At 63.6% G+C, this 18,692-nt stretch carries 15 protein-coding genes and 1 pseudogene; 12 read left to right on the forward strand and 4 right to left on the reverse strand.

Going from position 1 to position 18,692, the window contains the following annotated elements; genetic code table 11:
• Positions 1-15: 15 nt before the first annotated feature.
• The 4 genes from H6718_17410 to H6718_17425 are packed head-to-tail and all read left to right on the forward strand — an operon-like array spanning position 16 to position 4,734.
• Entirely contained in the window at positions 16-1,209 is a 1,194-nt protein-coding gene (locus H6718_17410) for an efflux RND transporter periplasmic adaptor subunit (GenBank protein ID MCB9587181.1), read from the forward strand.
• Entirely contained in the window at positions 1,206-2,426 is a 1,221-nt protein-coding gene (locus H6718_17415) for an ABC transporter permease (GenBank protein MCB9587182.1), read from the forward strand. The genes H6718_17410 and H6718_17415 overlap by 4 nt, the downstream gene beginning before the upstream one ends.
• A complete protein-coding gene (locus H6718_17420) occupies positions 2,419-3,150 on the forward strand; it encodes an ABC transporter ATP-binding protein (protein ID MCB9587183.1) in 732 nt (243 codons plus the stop codon). The genes H6718_17415 and H6718_17420 overlap by 8 nt, the downstream gene beginning before the upstream one ends.
• Positions 3,151-3,168: 18 nt before the next feature.
• Positions 3,169-4,734, forward strand: a complete 1,566-nt coding sequence (locus H6718_17425) for a benzoate-CoA ligase family protein (protein MCB9587184.1) — start codon at positions 3,169-3,171, stop codon at positions 4,732-4,734.
• Between the two features lie 26 nt (positions 4,735-4,760).
• Here the strand turns inward: H6718_17425 and H6718_17430 are convergent, their stop codons facing one another.
• Positions 4,761-5,084 (reverse strand): hypothetical protein, encoded by a 324-nt coding sequence (locus tag H6718_17430; protein MCB9587185.1) that lies wholly within the window; start codon positions 5,082-5,084, stop codon positions 4,761-4,763.
• Between the two features lie 566 nt (positions 5,085-5,650).
• On the opposite strand from H6718_17430, the gene H6718_17435 reads away from it, so the two are divergent.
• The 5 genes from H6718_17435 to H6718_17455 all read left to right on the forward strand — a co-directional run bounded on the left by H6718_17435 (position 5,651) and on the right by H6718_17455 (position 9,332).
• Positions 5,651-6,292 (forward strand): sterol desaturase family protein, encoded by a 642-nt coding sequence (locus H6718_17435; protein ID MCB9587186.1) that lies wholly within the window; start codon positions 5,651-5,653, stop codon positions 6,290-6,292.
• Between the two features lies 1 nt (position 6,293).
• A complete protein-coding gene (locus tag H6718_17440) occupies positions 6,294-6,629 on the forward strand; it encodes a hypothetical protein (GenBank protein MCB9587187.1) in 336 nt (111 codons plus the stop codon).
• A 102-nt stretch (positions 6,630-6,731) separates the two neighbouring features.
• Positions 6,732-7,955: an aspartate aminotransferase family protein gene (locus H6718_17445; protein MCB9587188.1), complete on the forward strand. Its 1,224-nt coding sequence runs from the start codon at positions 6,732-6,734 to the stop codon at positions 7,953-7,955.
• Positions 7,956-8,008: 53 nt separating this feature from the next.
• Positions 8,009-8,908: a hypothetical protein gene (locus H6718_17450; protein MCB9587189.1), complete on the forward strand. Its 900-nt coding sequence runs from the start codon at positions 8,009-8,011 to the stop codon at positions 8,906-8,908.
• A 55-nt stretch (positions 8,909-8,963) separates the two neighbouring features.
• Positions 8,964-9,332, forward strand: a complete 369-nt coding sequence (locus H6718_17455; GenBank protein ID MCB9587190.1) for a hypothetical protein — start codon at positions 8,964-8,966, stop codon at positions 9,330-9,332.
• A gap of 902 nt (positions 9,333-10,234) precedes the next feature.
• Here the strand turns inward: H6718_17455 and H6718_17460 are convergent.
• A pseudogene (locus H6718_17460) lies at positions 10,235-10,411 on the reverse strand (hypothetical protein).
• Between the two features lie 92 nt (positions 10,412-10,503).
• On the opposite strand from H6718_17460, the gene H6718_17465 reads away from it, so the two are divergent.
• From H6718_17465 to H6718_17475, 3 genes are all read left to right on the forward strand, one after another.
• The gene (locus H6718_17465) at positions 10,504-11,274 is read left to right on the forward strand and encodes a DNA alkylation repair protein (protein ID MCB9587191.1); all 771 of its coding nucleotides are present in this window, start codon (positions 10,504-10,506) and stop codon (positions 11,272-11,274) included.
• On the forward strand, positions 11,271-12,560 hold the full coding sequence (locus H6718_17470) for a class I SAM-dependent RNA methyltransferase (GenBank protein ID MCB9587192.1): 1,290 nt from the start codon (positions 11,271-11,273) through the stop codon (positions 12,558-12,560). The genes H6718_17465 and H6718_17470 overlap by 4 nt, the downstream gene beginning before the upstream one ends.
• Before the next feature lie 144 nt (positions 12,561-12,704).
• A complete protein-coding gene (locus H6718_17475; protein MCB9587193.1) occupies positions 12,705-14,360 on the forward strand; it encodes an MFS transporter in 1,656 nt (551 codons plus the stop codon).
• On the opposite strand, the gene H6718_17480 is transcribed toward H6718_17475, so the two are convergent.
• A complete protein-coding gene (locus H6718_17480) occupies positions 14,357-16,381 on the reverse strand; it encodes a hypothetical protein (protein ID MCB9587194.1) in 2,025 nt (674 codons plus the stop codon). The genes H6718_17475 and H6718_17480 overlap by 4 nt on opposite strands.
• Before the next feature lie 132 nt (positions 16,382-16,513).
• A complete protein-coding gene (locus tag H6718_17485; GenBank protein ID MCB9587195.1) occupies positions 16,514-18,460 on the reverse strand; it encodes a proprotein convertase P-domain-containing protein in 1,947 nt (648 codons plus the stop codon).
• Positions 18,461-18,692 lie beyond the last annotated feature (232 nt).

Genomic DNA, 18,692 nt, shown 5'->3' on the forward strand with positions numbered 1-18,692 from the left:
CGGGAGAAGAGGCGGGTGACTCGGCGACTCGCGCTTGGACTATTCCTGCTTGTCGTAGCCGGGGCGGCGTTCTGGCTTCTCTGGCCGAAGAAGCCACCCGCCCTTAGCGTCGCAGAGCGCAGGGAAATCGTTCAGACGATCGTTTCGAGCGGCCAGGTGATGCCGCCGTCCGAGATCCACATCGACGCGCTGGTTACCGCGCCCATTATCAGCGTAGAGGCGCGAGAGGGCGATCACGTTAAGGCGGGTCAGCTGCTCGTAGTGTTGGACGATGCCGATCTACGGGCGCAACTGAAGCAGGCCGAGGCACTGCTTGCTCAGGCCCGAGTTGGTCATGCTTCTGTGCGTCAGGTTAGTTTCCCCGAGGCAACTGAATCTGCCATTCAGGCAGAGGCGAACCTGCGAAACGCGCGCACGGAAGAGCGCCGCAAGAAGGCGCTACTAGATGCCGGCGTGATCACGAAGGAGGCCTATGAAGAGGCCAGTCGTGCGCTAACCGTCTTCGAAAGCCAAGCGAAGGCCGCCACGCTGCAGGTCAAGGCCGTCAAACCTGGAGGAAACCAGCGCTTGAGCGCCCAAGCTCAGGTCGCGTTGGCGCAGGCTCAGGTTGCGGTCGCGAAGGCGAACCTGCGACGCGCAGAAGTGCGTTCGCCGACTGACGCGATCATCGTGGAACGGCTGGTGGAGTCCGGGGAGTCGGTGCGCCCCGGGTCGCGGCTCGTCGTGCTTTCTTCTGAAGGGCGCACACGCGTGAGCATCGAACCGGATGAGCGCAACCTCGCGACGCTGGAGCTTGGGCAGTCTGCGTTGCTGAGCGCCGAGGCCTTTCCTGACAAGCACTTCCTCGGGGTAGTCGCCTACATCGCGCCAGCCGTCAACGCACAACGCGGCACGGTGGAGGTTCGCTTGGATGTGCCCGATCCCCCGGAGTACCTGCGCCCGAACATGACGGTGTCCGTTGAGGTCACCGTCGCACACAAGCGCGACGCCCTTGTGGTTCCGCTTTCGGTGGTGCAAGGGCTCGAGGCCGGACAGCCTTGGGTCACGATCTGGACGGGCAACCGAGGGAGCCGGCAGGACGTCAGCCTAGGCTTGCGAGGTGACACCCATGTCGAAGTGCTCACGGGTATATCCGTGGGGCAAGAGATCTTGGTGCCCGACGCGCGCTCGGCCCCCCGCGGGCCTGAAATGCCTGGAGCAGCCCGGTGAAGCTTGCGTGGTTCCTCGCGCTGCGCTTCATGTGGGATCAGCGACTGCAGAGCCTGCTGATCGTGAGTGGAGTGGGGATAGGCGTTGCGGTGATGGTGTTTATCACCGCGCTGATCACGGGGCTGCAAACTAGTCTCATCGACCGCACTTTGGGCACTCAGCCCCACGTGATTGTGTCTCCCCTCGAAAGAGAAGGCCGGCCCTTGCGCGAGGCGGCGGATGGGCAACTGCTGTTGCGCCACGTGGAGCGCCCGATGCAGCAGGACCGGGCGATCGACGAATGGCAGAAGGCGGAGCGGGTTATCCAGATGCTCCCGGAGGTCGAAGCCAGCGTTCCGCTCAGCACTGGGCCGGGCACCGCCTTGCGGGGCAACACGGAACAAGGGGTGCTGATCATCGGTGCTGATTCCTCGCGGTTCGACGCCGTGATTCCGATTCGCAAGAACCTCAAGGCGGGGCGCTATGAGGTGAGCGGCAGTGACGTAGTTCTCGGTGTGGAGCTGGCGAAGAACCTCGGCGTTGGCATCGGAGACCGTGTCCGTTTCCGCACGGCCTCATCTGAGGGTCAGGTGTACTCGATCCGCGGCATCGTCGACATGGGGGGGCGCGAGATGAATCGCACGTGGGTCTTGATGTCGTTTCGAGCGGCCCAGACTCTTACCAACCAACCAGGACGTGCGTCCGCGATCTACGTGCGCGTGAAGGATATCTACGGAGCTGACGCGACCGCCCGAACCATCGCCGGACTCACTGGCCTCACGACACGCAGCTGGATCGAGAACAATACCCAGCTGATGACAGCCCTGAGCTCGCAGAGTGCCTCGACGACGATGATTCGCTTCTTCGTTTTGGTGAGTGTGGCCATCGGTATTGCGAGCGTGCTCGTCGTGTCGGTGATCCAGCGCTCAAAAGAAGTCGGCATTCTGCGGGCGATGGGCGCCGCGAGGGGAATCGTGCTCCGGGTCTTCCTAGTGCAAGGCGGAGTGATTGGTGCCGCTGGCTCGCTCGTTGGGTCCGTCCTAGGGTTTGGTCTCACGCAAGCGTTCGGGGCGCTAGTGACCAACCCTGATGGGAGTGCCTTTTTTCCGTTTGCGGTGACTCCGCAGCTGTTCGCATTGGCCTTCGTCGTGTCGACCGCAGCCGGCGTGGTTGCTGGAGTCGTGCCGGCTCGGCGAGCTGCGGCTCTCGACCCCGCGGAGGCGATCCGCAATGGCTAGTGAGGTAGACACCGCAAAGGAGCTTGACGTCGTCCTCGAGCTTCAAGGGATCACCAAGGCTTTCGAGAACTCCGGAAGCGTTGTCGAAGTGCTGCATGGCATCGACTTCGTTCTGCGCCGCGGTGAGCTGTGCGCTGTCACGGGACCGTCGGGTTCGGGAAAGAGCACGCTGCTGAACATCATCGGCTTGCTGGCCCGACCGACAACAGGCGCTCTATGGATGGCGGGCGAGGAGGCCAGTCGCCTCGACGAAGCTGCGCTGACTCGGCTCAGGAGTCGGCACCTCGGCTTTGTGTTCCAGTTCCATCACCTCATAGGCGCACTAAACTGTGCGGAAAACGTGGCGATGCCCCTCTTGATTCGTGGTGGCGTGAGCAAGGACGTTGCATTGGCAAAGGCGGTCGAGGCGCTCGACACGGTTGGTCTTGCCGACCGCGCTTCGTCCCGACCGGCGCAATTGTCCGGAGGCCAGCAACAGCGAGTAGCGGTCGCGCGCGCGCTCGCGGCGGATCCCGCGCTTTTGCTCGCAGATGAGCCAACGGGCAATCTCGATACAGGCAACTCCGATGCGGTCTTTGACCTGCTGCGTCGGTTGAATCGCGAGCGAGGGACTGGCGTGATTGTGGTGACCCATGATCCTCGCATCGCCGAGCGTTGCGATAGTCGCGTCGAAATAGTCGATGGTTTGGTCCATCACGACAGTCGTTGGAAACTTGAAGTCTAAAGGGTACGCTCGGCCGCGATGGCAGCCAGCGAGCCCGTAGACCTACCGGAGCAACTGAACATCGCCGAGCGTTTCTTGGTCGAGCGCCTCGGGACTCACGGCAGTAAGACAGCGATCCTGTGTGGGGACCGCTGCCTCAGCTACGCGGAGGTGGACGCCATGGCGAACCGCTTCGGCAATCTGTTCCGTGAGTGCGGCGTGGAGCCAGAGCAGCGCGTGTTGATCGCGCTACCGGATGTGCCGGAGTTCGCGGGCGCGTTGTTCGGCACCCTGAAGCTGGGCGCGGCCGTTGTGATGGTGAACAAGGACCTTTCTCAGGATGAGGTCGAGTACTTCTATGCCTACACCAGGGCCAAGGTCGTAGTCATCGCCGAGGAGCAGCTGGACGTGTTCCGTGCGGCAGCAAAAAGTGCGCCGCTCTTGAAGACGCTGATCGTCGTCGGGGAAGCCGGCGCGGTGAGCAGCCCTGGGCCAGATGTGGTGAGCTTCAGCGCCCGTCAGGCAGAGCTAGGGACGGAACTCGACTGCTTCCCGACCCATCGCGATGATCCGGCGATTTGGCTGTTTTCGGGGGGAACTACCGGACGTCCCAAGGCGGTGGTGCAGACGCACCGCTCCTTCGCGAACACCACCGAGCTGTACGGCAAGCGAGTGCTCGGCATGTGTGAGAGCGACATCACCCTCAGCGTCCCGAAGCTCTACTTTGGCTACGCGACGGGTTCGAACCTGCTCTTCCCGTTCTCGGTGGGTGCCACCTCGGTGCTATTCCCAGAGCGCTGCACGGCAGACAAGCTGTTCGAACAGATCGCCCGGCATCGCCCAACGGTGCTGATCAATGTTCCCACGATGGTGAGCAAGTTGCTCGGGAGTGAACGCGCGGCCGAGGCGGATCTCAGCTGCTTGCGACTCGCCACTAGCGCAGGTGAAGCACTGCCGGTGGAACTCTACCAGCGCTGGAAGGACCGCTTCGGCGTGGAGTTGTTGGACGGCTTGGGCACGGCGGAGATGTGGCACGTCTTCTTGACCAATCGACTCGGTGACGTGAAGCCAGGTACCTTGGGGCGCGTGGTTGAAGGTTTTGAGGTGAAGGTCTGCGATGACGACGGCAACGAATTGCCGCGCGGAGAAACCGGATGGCTCTGGGTCAAGGGTGACTCCCGCGCTTTGTGCTACCACCAGCAGCACGACAAGTCGCTCATGGCCTTTCGCGGCGAGTGGTACGTGAGCGGGGACATGATCAACATGGACTCGGAAGGCTACGTCACCTACGGCGGCCGAGGCGACGACATGCTGAAGGTGGGCGGAAAGTGGCTGAGCCCCGCCCAGGTGGAGAACTGCCTGCTCGAGCATCCTGCTGTGAGGGAGTGCGCGGTCGTGGGCGTGAGCGACGAACAGGGACTGGTCAAGCCTCACGCTTTCGTGATTGCGAGCCAGCCGAGTGCCGACCTCGCTGAGCAGCTCGTCGATTTCGTACGGAATCAGCTCGAGCCGTACAAAGCGCCGCGGGTGGTGCACGTCGTCGCTGACTTGCCGCGCACCCACCTGGGCAAGATCGACCGGGGCAAGCTGAGGAAGCTCGCCTGAGCCAGCGACTCCGAAGGTGGATGTCCTCAGGCCGTGTGCACGTTGTTGAGTAGCGCCTCGAGCAGGATTTGGTCGCGGCGCATGATCGCGAGTCGCAACAACTGGGCTCGACGGCTGTTGATTGGCAGCGTCGCGAGCAAGGCCTTTGCTTGAATCAGCACTTCGCCGAGTTGTGCTCGGTCGGGGCGCACCAGCGGCGTGACCGTGGTCGTCTCTCGCGTCGGCGCTCCGGTCCCGAGGGCCGGCGGAATGATCGTCGAGCTCCGCGTGACCCGCGCGCGCACCTCGGACTGCTCGTCATCGAGGTCGTCGATAGGGGGGCGTGAGGAGGGCTTCTGAACGGGGGACATGGCGATGGGGGAGTGGCCGGGGCGGAGGAATGCAGCCGCCGAACCAGCGTCACGCGCGACTGGGTCGGCGGGAGCTGGGGCGTTGCCTTGTGGGTGCAACCAATCCAGTGCAGGAAGTGTTCCGCTTTTTGGATTTCCTGGCTCTCAGTTGACGTACGAAGGAAGTGGGGGATCTGGTTGATGCAGAGGGTTCGACCTCGTGGGCGTCTGCACACGGGGTGAGGTCAATGGATAGACGCCGGAGCCGGCCTCTGCGTTAGTGCGCATCTCGATAACGCGCGCCGAAGCGGTGCCGCCTCTCCCCCAAACTCCCCCGCTGAGTCAGAGTTGAGTGACTCTTCTGTCTCGCGTGGGTCCACTTTGCGTAGGCAGGTTCGCGGTAACCGCAGCAGGGGCGTGCGGCTTTCCGCAGCTTGCATGACGGCGATGTCAGGCTCGGGCGTTGGTGAGATTGCTGGGAGTGCGTAACCGGGTTCGCAGGTTCCTAAAAATCAACGGATTCTTAGCGGACCTGCTGCCTTGCCAAGCACAAGGCCGGTTCCTAAAGTCCGCGCGTTACTCCCATGATGAAGGCAACCGAAGACTCACCGCGGATGTTCGACAACGACTTCGTCGACTTCTTCTCGCGCACGCATCCGATCGTCGTGCCCATGGTGATGGTGCCTGCGGCGGCCGCCTGCATGTACTGGGGCGTCGCGCGTCAGGGAGTTGGCGCTGTGGCCGCCGTGCTGTTGTTCATCGGCGGTGCGGTGGTGTGGTCACTGGCCGAGTACTGGCTACACCGAACGTTCTTCCACTGGGAGCCTCCGGGCAAGCTTGGAGAGCGCATGCACTTCCTGGTGCATGGCGTCCATCACAAGTGGCCGAAGGACAAGTACCGGCTGGTGATGCCGCCCGCGGTGAGCATCTCGCTGTTCTTCATCTTCCTCGCCATCTTCTATCCCTTGCTTGGCGAGCGCTGGGTGTGGCCTTTCCATGCGGGATTCACCATCGGCTACATGTCGTATGACCTGATCCACTACTACATCCACCACTACAACCCGAAGTCACAGTACTGGCTGCGTCTGAAGAAGCATCACATGCTGCACCACTTCAAGACGCCGGACGTGCGCTACGGCGTGAGCTCGAAGTTCTGGGATTTCGCGTTTGGTACCGTGGGGGAGCAGCCCGCCCGACGTGCTCCCGTCGAACCCCCGGCAGGTTCCTGAGATGGCCGAGGTGGCGCCTCCGGGGCTCCCGGAGATCCCTGAAGAGCTGGGGCTCGACCCGGTGTTGTGTGCGTTGCTCCAGGTGGCGTACTTCCTGGATATGGCCGAGGACGACGTCGTGAGCGCCGAGTACGCCACGCCGAATCTCGAGCGGGTTGGGCTCTACATCCAGCGCTTGGACGATGAGCATCTGGATGAGCTCGAGGCGCAGCTCGCTGAGCTGGTTGAGCACGCCATCTCCGCGCGCTGGACGACTGAGCAGCGCGACTGGCTCGCGAGCTTCCTCGAGCACTGCGGCATCGAAGTCGAAGACGAAGACGCCTCGGACATGAACTGACATTCGCGGCGCAGTAACGCAGCGTTAGCTATTCGAGGTCAGCGGAAGTCACGGGCGGGAGATTGCCCCGTGAAAGCGCCGACTGCGACCATTCGAAGTGAGATGGTCGCCCGCACTCCGCAGCCGTACCCTGATGGCGCGGCGACTTTCGACGCGTCCGGGCAGTTCGTCTCACCGGGTAAGACACGCGTGTTCCGTGAATACGGGCTGACGCTCGTGATGGGCGAGCGCGATGGCATCGGGTTTCGTGATGCGTTCACCGGGGAGTACTTCGTCAACTGCCACTCCAATGGCGGCGTCTTCAATCTGGGGCATCGGAACCCAGCACTGATCGCTTGCCTGAGACAGGCGCTCGATGAGGTCGACATTGGTAACCACCACCTCGTCAGCGGCTGGCGCGCACTGCTCGCCGAACGCCTAGCGCGCTCCACAGGCGATCATTTGACCGGTGTGGTGTTCGGGGTTGGGGGAGGGGAGGCGATCGACCTCGCCATCAAAGTTTGCCGTGCGGCAACGCAGCGCTCGCGGGTGATCTCCGTGCACGGCGGCTACCATGGGCACACCGGCTTGGCTCTGGCAGCGGGTGATGCAACTTTCCGCGACAAGGTGCTGTGCGGCGACTCTCACTTCGAGCAAGTGCCTTTCAACGACCTCGAGGCGATGGAGCGCGCCCTGACCGACGAAGTCGCCGCGGTGCTGCTCGAGCCGATTCCAGCAACGCTGGGGATGCCTCTCCCGCTGCCTGGTTACCTGGAGGGGGTCGCCGCGCTGTGCAGAGCGCGTGGGATCAAGCTGATCGTGGACGAGGTGCAAACTGGTCTCGGACGTACGGGGCGCCTCTGGGGCTATCAGCACCACAATTTCCGCCCGGATGTACTTGTCAGCGGCAAGGGACTGAGTGGCGGGCTGTATCCGATCAGCGCGACCTTGATGACCCACGAGCTCCACCAGCTGTTCGCTTCGGATCCGTTCATCCACATCTCGACCTTTGGGGGCTCCGAGCTCGGGTGTCGCGTCGCGCTCGAGGTGCTGAACCAGGTCGAACGACCCGAGTTTCTCCGCCGTGTGTGTGAGGTGGGGGAGCAACTCGAGGCCGGGATGGCGGGGCTCCCCTTCGAGCTCAGGCGTCGTGGGTTGATGATGGGACTCAAGTTTCCCGTCGAGGGGGCGGGCATGCTCGCCATGCGCTTGCTCGTGGATCAAGGGCTGTTCGTGCTGTATGCGGGGAATGACACCTCCGTCGTGCAGTTCCTGCCGCCGCTCATCTTGCAGCCCGACGATGCCGATGATGTCCTGAGGAGGCTTCGCGCCGCATTTCTCGGTTGAGGTGCGACCAAGCGAAGCATCTCGGAGGTTCTGCGGTGGGGGACGATGAGGCGTTGCAGAGAAGCTTGGAGGCGCTCGAACTCCAGGTGCAGAGCGCTCTGTCGCGCCAGGACGACTCCGAGCTCGACGTAGTCGGGAGCGGGGAGATCTCTCCGGTGTTGCGACTCGTGGCGGCGGGAAAGCCCTACGCCGTCAAGCGGCTACCGCTGTTTGCCAGTGAGGCGCGGCTCCAAGGCTACGTCGAGACGTTCGAGAGCTACATAGCGACGCTCCGGGACGTCGGGATCCAGCCACTTCGTTCGACGATTGCTATTGCCGCGAGGAAGAAGAAAGGGGTGGTCGCGTACTGCGTGCAGCCACTCATAGACTCCGAGAGCCTGTGCGTCACGCGGTTGCGCACGATGGACCTCACGCCTGCCAGGCGTTTCGGGGCGGAGCTATTCGGGGTGATCGCGGGTGCGGTGAGTGAGCGCGTCGGGTTGGACGCGCAGCTCTCCAACTGGTTCGTTCGCGGTGAGTCGAACGTTGCGCGAGAGCTAGGCTACCTGGATTTGACGACACCCTTGTTGCGAGACGCGGCGGGGGAAGAGCGCTTGGACACGGAGCTCTTCTTGGCGTCGTTGCCTGCGGCGCTGAGACCGCTGGTTCGACGCTTCATGCTCAGCGACATCCTCGCGAATTACTACGACCTGCGGAGCGTCCTCCGCGATCTGCTGGGAAACTTGATCAAGGAGGAACTCGAGCAGCACCTAGACGGTTGGCTGGGGATCGCCAACGAGCGGGTGACGCCGGAGCTGACCATGACGGAGGTCCGCGCCCACTATGCTGAAGATGCGCGCACCTGGGCGCTCCTACAACGACTGCGCCGAGCGGACCGGGGTTGGCAGCGGTATGTTCGGCGGCGCGCGTATGGCTTTCTCCTCCCTGGCGATATCCAGCGCCAGATCGACTGACTCCGGCGGCGGAAAAGCGCCCCGGAGCAGGCGCGTTTGGCTAGAGTGCCGCTCGATGGCCCAAGCAGCCAAGCTCAGCGCGCCGAAGGACTACGCTCCGATCTGGCCGTACTACAGCTTCTTTGCGGTGTGCATGGGCGTGCTGCATCTCGCGCTAGCTGGCATCGGCACGTGGATGGTCGTGATGGCGCATGAGGCGCCGCGGCCTGAGGTCGAGCCGGTGGCGTTTGGGTCCAGCGTCGCGGTGGTGAGCGTGCTGCTGGGCGTCGCGTACTGCTACGCCCCGTTTGCCCCGCGGAAACCTTGGGCGTGGCGCTACCACTTGGTGCTGATCGTGCTCGGGTTGCCGACGTGTGTGCTCGGCGCGCTGCCACTCCTGGCGTTCTGGCTACGTCGTGACGCGCGCCGCATGTTCAAGGCGTAAAGCAGCCTGCTAGGGCGCTACTTCTTTTGCTGGATCTCGGAACCGAAGCTCGAGTCCACGTTGGCTTTGGCTTTGGCGCTGGTCTTGGCGGGCGGCGCCTTCGTAGGGGGTGGCGCTGTTGGTTTGGGCGACGGCTTTGGACTCGGTGGTATCGGCCGCTCCGTTGGAACGGGTCCAGCCTTGGTCGGCGGAGCCAAGGGCGCCTTGTCGTCGGCTTCGGCCTCGAACTCGTCAGCGTCCTTGGGTCCTGGGGTCGGATCGAGCTTCGTGGTGGTCGGCGGCGGCAGCGGTGCTTCCTTCTGGATTGCGTCCTGAGCCGCCTTGCGATCCGCCTGGACGGCGGGTAGCGCGTCACCCTTTTCGTCGATCGCCTTGGCCTCGTCGTAGAGCACCAAGCAGCGTCGCCACTGCTGTGCCTCACAGGCCTTGCGAGCTTGCTTGCGCAACTCCTCGGGTCGCTCCACGCCGGCGTCGCGTTCCGGGCGGATCTCAACCACGGGGGGGGCCTCTTCGGTCGTGGAGAACAGCCAGAAACCGATCACGATCGAGACGGCGAGGATCGCCGCGGCAGCGGCCCAGCGCGTGCGGAAGTAGCGGCGCAAGCGCGAGACGCGCTGACGTACTCGCGGCGCGGGCAGGTTCTCTTCGCGCGCGATGTTTTCGAGTTTTTCGCCGGCGCCTTCGCGCAGCATCCACTCCAATGTATCTTCGGATTGGTCGCCCTCCGGCAGCTCTCGCTCGACCCAACGCATGAGCTCGCGGGCTTCGTTGGAGGCGCTGTCCGGGGCTGCCTGATCCGGGGGCTCGTCGTAGAGCAGCGGCTCACGGCCGCGCTTGCGGAAGTGGTCGGCTACTTTGTTGCGTGCGACTCCGAACAGCCAGCGCCGGAAGTCCTCGGGATCTTCTGGTGCATGTTCGGACTCGAGCGCGGCCGCGACGGTGGTCTGCAGGACGTCGTCGGCTTCGTCACGTGGTACGCGCCCCCCAATGAAGCGCCGCAGATCACGGAGCAGCTCCGGGTCGTTCAGTAGCGCTGGAGTTGGGGGGGCAGCGGGCGGCTCGGACACTGCGGGCATCATGTCACGAGTGCGGCGTCGTGCGTGGGCATCGATGTGTGACCCTCACCCCCAAAAAAACTCGAAGCTGCTGCAAAAAGGCCTAAGTTCGCGGCATGGCTGCCACTTCCCGCTGGGTCGAGTCCATTCGCGTTGGGCTCGCGGCCCTCGCCGATCCAGAGGCAGCGGAGCCCATGCGGGCGTACATGAAAAGCGAACTCCCCTTCCTGGGGGTGCAAGCGACCGCGAGGCGCCGGGCGCTCAGGGAGCTGTTGCCGGCGCTCTCGAGTCAGGCTGAGCTGTACGGGCTGGTCCGCACGCTTTGGCGGGGTCGCGCTCGAAAAACCGACAAGGTGTTTCGCGAGGAGCGCTACATCGCGATGGAGATCCTGACCCACGCGCGTTTCAAGCTGCTTCGCGACGCCTCCACCCTGACACTCTACGAGGAGCTGATCGTTGACGGGGCGTGGTGGGACTTCGTCGATCACCTCGCCAAGCACGGGGTGGGGGAACTGTTAAAAAGATTCCCTGGGGAAATAATGCCTCGCATCCTCGAGTGGTCTACCGATGCTGACCTGTGGAAGCGGCGAAGCGCGATCCTGTGTCAGCTGGACATGAAACAAGAGACAGACACCCAGCTCCTGGAGGCGGTGCTCGCGGCGAACCTGAGCGACTCCGAGTTTTTCATCCGCAAGGCGGTTGGCTGGGCGCTCCGCCAGTACGGCTGGGTGGATCCAGACTATGTGGAGCGCTACGTGAAGCGCGAGGCCAAGCGGCTGAGTCCATTGTCGAAGCGTGAAGCCTTGAAGAGCCTCGATGGAGCCCGAGCGAAGCTTGCACTGGCTGCCAACCCCAAGGGACGGTCCCTTGGCAGGGGGCAGAAGTGACGCAGTGGAAGATTGAGAAGCTGGTGCCTGGAGGGGACGGCATGACCCGCCTGGAGGGAGGCGGTGTGGGGTTCGCCCGGGGAGTCGTTCCTGGCGATATAATCCTGGCGGAAAATATCAAGCGACACAGCGGCTATCAACGAGCGGAACAGTGGACGCTGGTGGAGCCGGGGATGGCTCGCGTCCAGCCGATTTGCCCGGTGCAGCAGCGTTGCGGGGGCTGCGACTGGATGCACCTCGAGCTAGCGGCCCAACGTGAGGCAAAAAAGGAGATCCTGCGCGAGGCGCTGCTCCGCACCGGGGGTTTCCGTGCTGAAGCGCTTCCAGAGATCCGCCTCGAGAGCGCGGGGGCAGACACCGGATACCGGCGCCGCGCGCAGCTCCAGGTCGACGCTCGGGGGCGCCTCGGGTTCTTTTCCTCGGGGACTCATGAACTGGTGGAGGTCGAGCGGTGTTTGGTCTGCAACCCACGCCTCGAAGAGATGCTTGGGGTGTTGCGCGGCATAGCGAGCCAGGGACACTTTCGTGGCTTCACACGCCTCGAGTTACGGATCGCTGACCATGCCCCAGAGCGCCTGGTCCGCGCGACTCTGAAGAAGCAGCGGGGGAAGCGTGGCGCGTCGGGCAACGCTTCGCTCGAGGCACGCATGCAGGGGGAAGGGATCCGCTTCGTCGTCGCAGGGTCGGCGGCTGACAAAGAGCTGCTCCAGCGCTGGGACGTGAGTGAAGGGGTGGAGATTGCGGCGCCGCCCGCGGCGTTCACCCAGGTGAATGCGGCAGTCAATCGCGCGCTGGTCGCGGCTGTGGTCCGAGGCGCCGAGCAGCGAGGGGTCCGGCGCTTCCTGGATCTCTACTGTGGCGCCGGAAACTTCAGCTTTCCGCTCGCGGCAGCCGGGCTCAGCGGAGTCGGGATCGAGATCAGCGAACCCGCAGTGCTCGCCGCGCGAGCCAATATGTCTGCGGTCGCCGAGCGACTTGGGAGGCCGCTCGACGTACGCTTCTTCGCCGGAGACGCAGAGCAGGTGCTTGCTGAAATGGCCGACGGTCGCTTCGACTTGATAGTGCTCGACCCACCCCGCGCTGGGGCCAAGGAGAGCGTGCCGTTCGTGGTCTCGAGCGCCGCCCGCTGGCTGTGCATGTGTTCCTGCGACCCCGTCACGCTCGCGCGGGATCTGAAGGCGTTGGGTCAGGCAGGTTTCGTGATCGAAGAGATCAGCGCCTACGACATGTTCCCGCATACCCATCACGTCGAAGCCTTGGTTTGGCTGCGCCGAAACAGCGGATAGCGGAGTGCAGCCAGCTGCTGAAAGCGGCGGCACGGCTTCCTTCTGGCTGCTCCCTCGTGTTACGGGGAGCAACGCTTCGGCGCCCGTGCGCGCTCTTCGCAGACCACGCGACCGTTCGCGACTCGTCGCGACGCAGAAAGATCCATGGCCTACGAACCTCGACATTCCCCAGATCACAACAACACCGGTTGGCCGCCTGGCGTTCCGTACATCATCGGCAACGAGGGCTGCGAGCGCTTCAGCTACTACGGCATGCGCGCGATCCTTACGGTGTTTCTGGCGCAGTACCTGTACATCCACCACCCGGTGTTCTCCCAGGACGCGGAGCGAACGGCCAAGGCGCACTATCACGTGTTTGCGGGGGCGGTGTATCTGTTTCCGTTGCTGGGCGCGGTGATCGCCGATCGCTTGTTCGGCAAGTACCGCACGATTCTCTGGCTTAGCATGGTGTATGTGGCGGGCCACGCGGTGCTCGCTGTTAGTGAGCACTCCGTTACCGGTTTCTGGATTGGTCTGGGCCTCATCGCCGTTGGTTCCGGGGGGATCAAGCCGAACGTATCGGCGCACGTGGGCGATCAATTCGGCCGCGGCAACTGGTTCCGCGTGCCTACGATTTTTCAGGCCTTCTACTTCATCATCAACTTCGGGAGCGCCGGCGCTACGCTGCTGATCCCGAAGACCTTGGAGTGGTACGGGCCCACGGTGGCTTTTGGTATCCCTGGGGTACTGATGGCCCTTGCCACGCTGGCGTTCTGGATGGGGCGCAAGGTCTTCGTGCACGTGCCGGCTCACCCCGCGGGGACGCTCGGGACATTGGATGCCATCAGCTCGAGCCTGTTCGTGATCGCCTTCGCGCATTTGTTTGCTCCTGCGGTGTTCCACGACGTCTCCTGGAGGCTGCTCGTACCGAGCGCGCTTGGCTTCATCGTGCTAGGCGGCATCGTGTTCGCGATCCGTCAGCGCATGCAGCAAGACGATGGTTTCCTTGCGGTACTGGCCTATGCGGTGAAGGGTTACTTCACGGGTGCGAAGCCAACGGGCGACGTGCCCGACGTAGCGCACGCGGATCCGGCCGTTCAGGCGCGCCGTGAGCGACTGGTGAAGAGCCGCTTCTTCGGCGGGGCAGCGCGCCACTTCGGCATCGAAGCCGCTGAAGGACCGCCCGCGGTGCTTCGGGTGGTCAGTGTCTTCTTTCTGGTGAGTGTTTTCTGGGCACTGTTCGACCAGCACGGCTCGAGCTGGGTGCTGCAGGCAAAGACGATGAACCTCGAGCTGCCGGGGGTTGGTCAGGTGAAGCCATCACAGATCGCAGCGCTGAACCCGCTGATGGTGATGATCCTCATCCCACTCAACAACAAGCTCATCTATCCCGGGCTCGGCAAGCTGGGCTTGCAGATGACGCCGCTACGCCGCATGACCGGCGGGATGTTGGTGGCAGGGCTCAGCTTCTTGCTCGTTGCGTTCATCCAGAACCGCATTGAAGCCGCTGGGCCGGGGCAGGTGAGCTTCCTCTGGCAAGCGTTGCCATACTTCGTGATCACTCAGGCTGAGGTCATGGTGTCCATCACCGGACTCGAGTTTGCATATACCCAAGCACCCAAGCGCATGAAGAGCACCGTGATGGGCTTCTGGCTGGCGGCCGTGGCGGGCGGCAACTTGTTCGTTGCGCTGTTCGAGACGTTCAGCAAGTTGCCGCTGGCGACCGGCTTCATGGTGTACGCCGGCTTGATGTTTGGCGCCGGAGTGCTCTTTGGGATCCGCGCTTACTTCTACCAGCCTCAAGACTACGTCCAGGACTAGTGCGCGCTGGCTTCCACCGGTTTGCCGGATTTCAGGTCATACAGTCCGAGCGTGAAGCGGGGTCTTGCGGCGTTCGAGAATAGGTTGTTCTCGTCGTAGACTCGGTTGTCGCGGGTGAGTTCGTCCACCACACGCGACTGGCTTCGTAGAGTCTCGCATTGCGGTGCTGGGTCGCCGTCGATCCAGCACGCAAGTCCGAGGTAGACCATGGCGCACGACTGCTGGCGTGCGTCTTTGACTGCGGCCGCCGCATCCGCGCCGCGCTCGAGGTGAACGACTCGATAGAACGGTTGCTCGCCGGACTCGAACCGAACCGCGCCGAGTCGGGTCATCCGAGACTCATTCGGTCGCTCGCCGACGTACTCGAGCACGCTGCAGCCCTGAGGAATCGACTTCTTGAGCGACAGCACGAAGGTGTTCTCCGCCGGCTGATTGACGTCGAGATCCCGGATGAAGTGGCTATGGATTGCCGGGCTCAGGAGCAGGAGGCCGCCGGCGACCCAGCCGAGTCGGGCGTTCTTCTGTATCAGCGCCTCCAGGCCTGCTGCGGCTAGCAACAGAAAAGGCACGATGAGGTGCAGGTGGTAGCGCGCCTGCATCAGCGGGGAGTTCGGATTGATGATCGAGTGAGTAACGAAAAACAGAGCGAACCAGCCCAGCAGAAAAATCGCGACTCGCCGCTGAGTTCGCCAGAGCGTGACGGTACCGACTACCGCCAGCACCACCGCGATTGGCGGAGTAATCTCCGCGCGGATAAGCGTGTTGTAGTGGTAGCTGAAGAAGGACTGAAACGCCGAGACGGCGAGCTCTGGACTCGCATGGCTGAGATCTCCCGAGTGAGCCTGCAGGAACCGGGGTACGGCGATGGCGACTGTCGCGAGGCTGACGACGCCAGCAACCAAGAAACGTCGAGCGCGCGGGATGCCTTCTCCCAAAATCATCGCTGCACCGACCAGCAAGACCGCAAATATCTGGTTCAGCGGACGCATCTGGAAGGTCTGCAGACTCACCGGCACGAGCAACCCCAGGGCGCACCAGCGCCAGTTGCGGCTCGGGTGGCGCAAGGCATCGTGGGCGAGCGCGAAGCTCATCCCGCTGAACACGATGCTGGAAATGAATGTGCCGTCGGCGTGAGAGAAACGTAGGTGACTTGGCCAGATCGCGATCAATCCGCCCGCGAACACAGCCGCGCGATGACTGCCGAGCATCCGCCAGGCGTGCATGAACACGACCGCTGGCCCGAGAAGCCCGAAGACGAGTCCCGTTTTGTAGATAATATCCGTGAGGAATATATGGGTGTGCTCCGAAACCATCCCCATGAGCGGGCCTCGCCAGATGAGGCCAGCGATGGTGGGCTCGCGGGAGAAAGGCCAGGCGTCAAAGGCGGCGTCTGCCGGGGTCAGCGTCAGGCGCAAGGCAACGCCCAGTCCTAACAGCCCGAGCATGCCGGCGCGCCAGCGACTTGGGAGGCGCAGGAGCTCTCTCGTGAGCATGCCCACAAGTAGCGCGACGAACCCCGCGAAGCGGAGGAGCGGATCGTAGGCGACGACCTGCCAAGCGGTGAGCCAGCGCGGATCGATCTGAACCACCTCGACCTCGTGGCGCCAGAACACCCCATGGTCGTTCTGCTTGACGGCCTCGGCCAACTTCAGACCGGCGGTCCTACAAGACGGCGATGGATCCTTGGGGAAGTAGAAAGAGAAGTTCTCGCTGTGATCGAAGGTGGTGCTGTCGGATTCTTCCTGATGTCGCAGCGCAAGCTCGCACTCCTCGGCTCCTTCGCCCTTGAGCTCGACGTGGACCTCGCGCGCGCGGATTGACACGTTCCAGAGCTTCCACTCCGGTGTCACGTCTCCTGCCAGGCGGTAAGGTTGGAACAGCCCGAGGATCTCCTGTTCGCGGCCCGCTTCGATCACCAGCGTGCCCGCGGCCGCGGGGCTCGACCACAGCCAGGCAACGCTGAGCAGCGCTAGCGTCCAGAAGCAGAGGCTGAGCCGCACCAAGCGGGACCTGCGGGGCACCGACGCAGCATACGCGCACTCGGTCGGGGTTGTCCTGGCAGGTGCCGTCGGCGGCGAGACTTGGGACCCACAAAAGCCGAGAGGCGCCGAGCGGAGTGAACCGCTGGCGCCTCTCTGCAGCTCTTGAGAGCCTCAGTGGCTGACGTCCAGGCTCCAGGAGTTCAGGCGACCGGTGTCTCCGGTGGCCTCATCGAGGACGATCAAGCGCCAGGTACCCACTGCATCCTCTCCGTTGAAGTCGCTCACGTTGAAGCTCATCGGCGTGAAGGCTCCATCGCTCGCGTCAGCCGTCAGCAGCACCACCTCGCCGGCCAGAAGCTTCTGGAGCTTGATGGTGATGTCGCCCTTGTACGGATGAGTGATGTCGACGTTGACCACGAGGCCGCTGATCGTGGCGGCGTCGGTGATCTCGATGTCACTGCTCAAGCCCGTGGTGTCCTCGGGGATGTCTCCGCCGACGGTGTTCTCATAGTGGGTGACGTCGCCCGCCATGCAGCCGCCCGCCGGGCAACGGTTGATGGTCAGGCTCCAGGAGTTCAGCGTGCCGGTGTCGAGGTTGGCGGTGTCCGTTACGACGAGCTGCCACGTACCAGCGGCGTCTTGTCCGACGAACTCGGGCACGTCGAAGGTCTGCTTCAGATCGTCTGCGCCGGAGCCTTGCTTGTCGTGAAGCACGACCTCGGTGCCGCCCTTGACCAGCTTCACGGTTAGATCCCCGCGGTAACTGTGGGTGATGTCCACGGTGACCGCCAGGCTGCCAATCTCACCACCCTCGGCGACGACGATTTCGCTGGTGATACCCGTCGCATCGTTGTCGGGGATGTCTTGAGCGCTGGTCTGGTTGTAGGTCTGAGCAGCGGCGACGCAGGCGGCGTCCATGCTGCAGTCGCTGTCGTCGCAGTCCACTGCGCCGTCGCGGTCGTTGTCCTCGCCATCGTTGCAGACCTCATCGGGCAGCTTCACGTCGGGGATGCCGCTCGCGTAGACGGTGGCGTACTCCTCGACGTAGTCCATCGAGAGGTAGCCGTAGCCGTCACCGTTCGGGTTGTTCACGCCGAAGCTGCCAGTGCCCCAGCTGTTCTTGATGATCCAGAAGCCCTTTTCCTTCTCGGGGTTTCCGTCTGCATCGAGGATCGGGTTGCCCTCGCCATCGCGCTTGTTCACTTCGGCGTTGTCGTCCCAGCCGACGATCAGGATCGAGTGACCCGCGCGCTTTTCGAGGCTCTTCTCCTTGTCGGTTGCGTTGGGGTAGGTGATGAACCCTTCGCGCCACATGGCCTTGTCGACCTTGAGGGGTGAGCCGCCGTGGTTCCACGACTGGTAGAAGAACGTCATGCCAGCGACGACCGCCTGCTTGTTGTTCTTCAGGTAGGCCTTGATGCTGTTGCGCCGGGCGCTGATCCAGCGGCCTCGCGGCAGGTAGAACTTCTGTGCGCTGCTCGCAGCCTCGGGGGGCTCACCGTTGGTGTAGCACTTGGTTGGGCGCTTCTCGCCGGTGCACGCCGCATCATTGGAGGTGCCCCAGGGGCGCGTCTGATAGGGCCAGTCGGCCTCTTCCACGATACCGAAGCGATTGATCGCGTCGATGTTGCTCTGGGCGTTCGAGCCTTCGGTGTCGGTGAAGGCTTTGACCTGAGACTTCACTGCCCACTGCAGGTACTGCTCGGAGAAGTCCGGGTTCTGGATGGTGCCCTCTGCGATGTACAGGTGCTCCATCAGCGCGGTGGTCGAGAAGATCGAGCAAACACCGCGCGAGCCTTGGCTGCGCACGGGCGACTGCAGCGCAACGAGATCCGTGTACAGCGCGGGGTACACTTCGTCTGCCTTACCTTCGTCCGGCAGGTCGCCGTCGGGAGGGGCATCGAGGAACAAGGCATCGAGGTCCGACGTCGGCGCGTCCTGTTCGCTGTTCGCGATCTCGGTATCGGGTCCCGTCGCGGGATCCTCGGAGCTGCAGCCGAATGCAGCCATAGAGAACAGCCCGACCACGACCAGCGGGCGGAACAGCGGGCGCAGCAGCCAGGGAGTGGGCTGTGCGGGATCACGACGCTTGGGAGAACGGACTCGAGGCTCTTGCATAGCTAGACTCCACCGCGCGCTGTGCTCCGGACTTTCGCCGTGACGGGAATGGCCTCTGAGGGAAGCGCGCCAGGCTGCGCGCTGCGGGGCAATTCTCGTGTGCGAATTCGGAGTCAGCCGCGACGTGTGTTGGTGAGAGGGTTTTGACGCACGGGCGATGGCAGCGCTACGAGGCGATCGCCACTCAGTGCCACCTCAGTGGAGCTGACGCCTGCGTGGTTCGCTGCCGGGA

It is taken from the genome of Polyangiaceae bacterium, from assembly GCA_020633205.1.
Classification (GTDB): Bacteria; Myxococcota_A; Polyangia; order Polyangiales; family Polyangiaceae; genus JAHBVY01.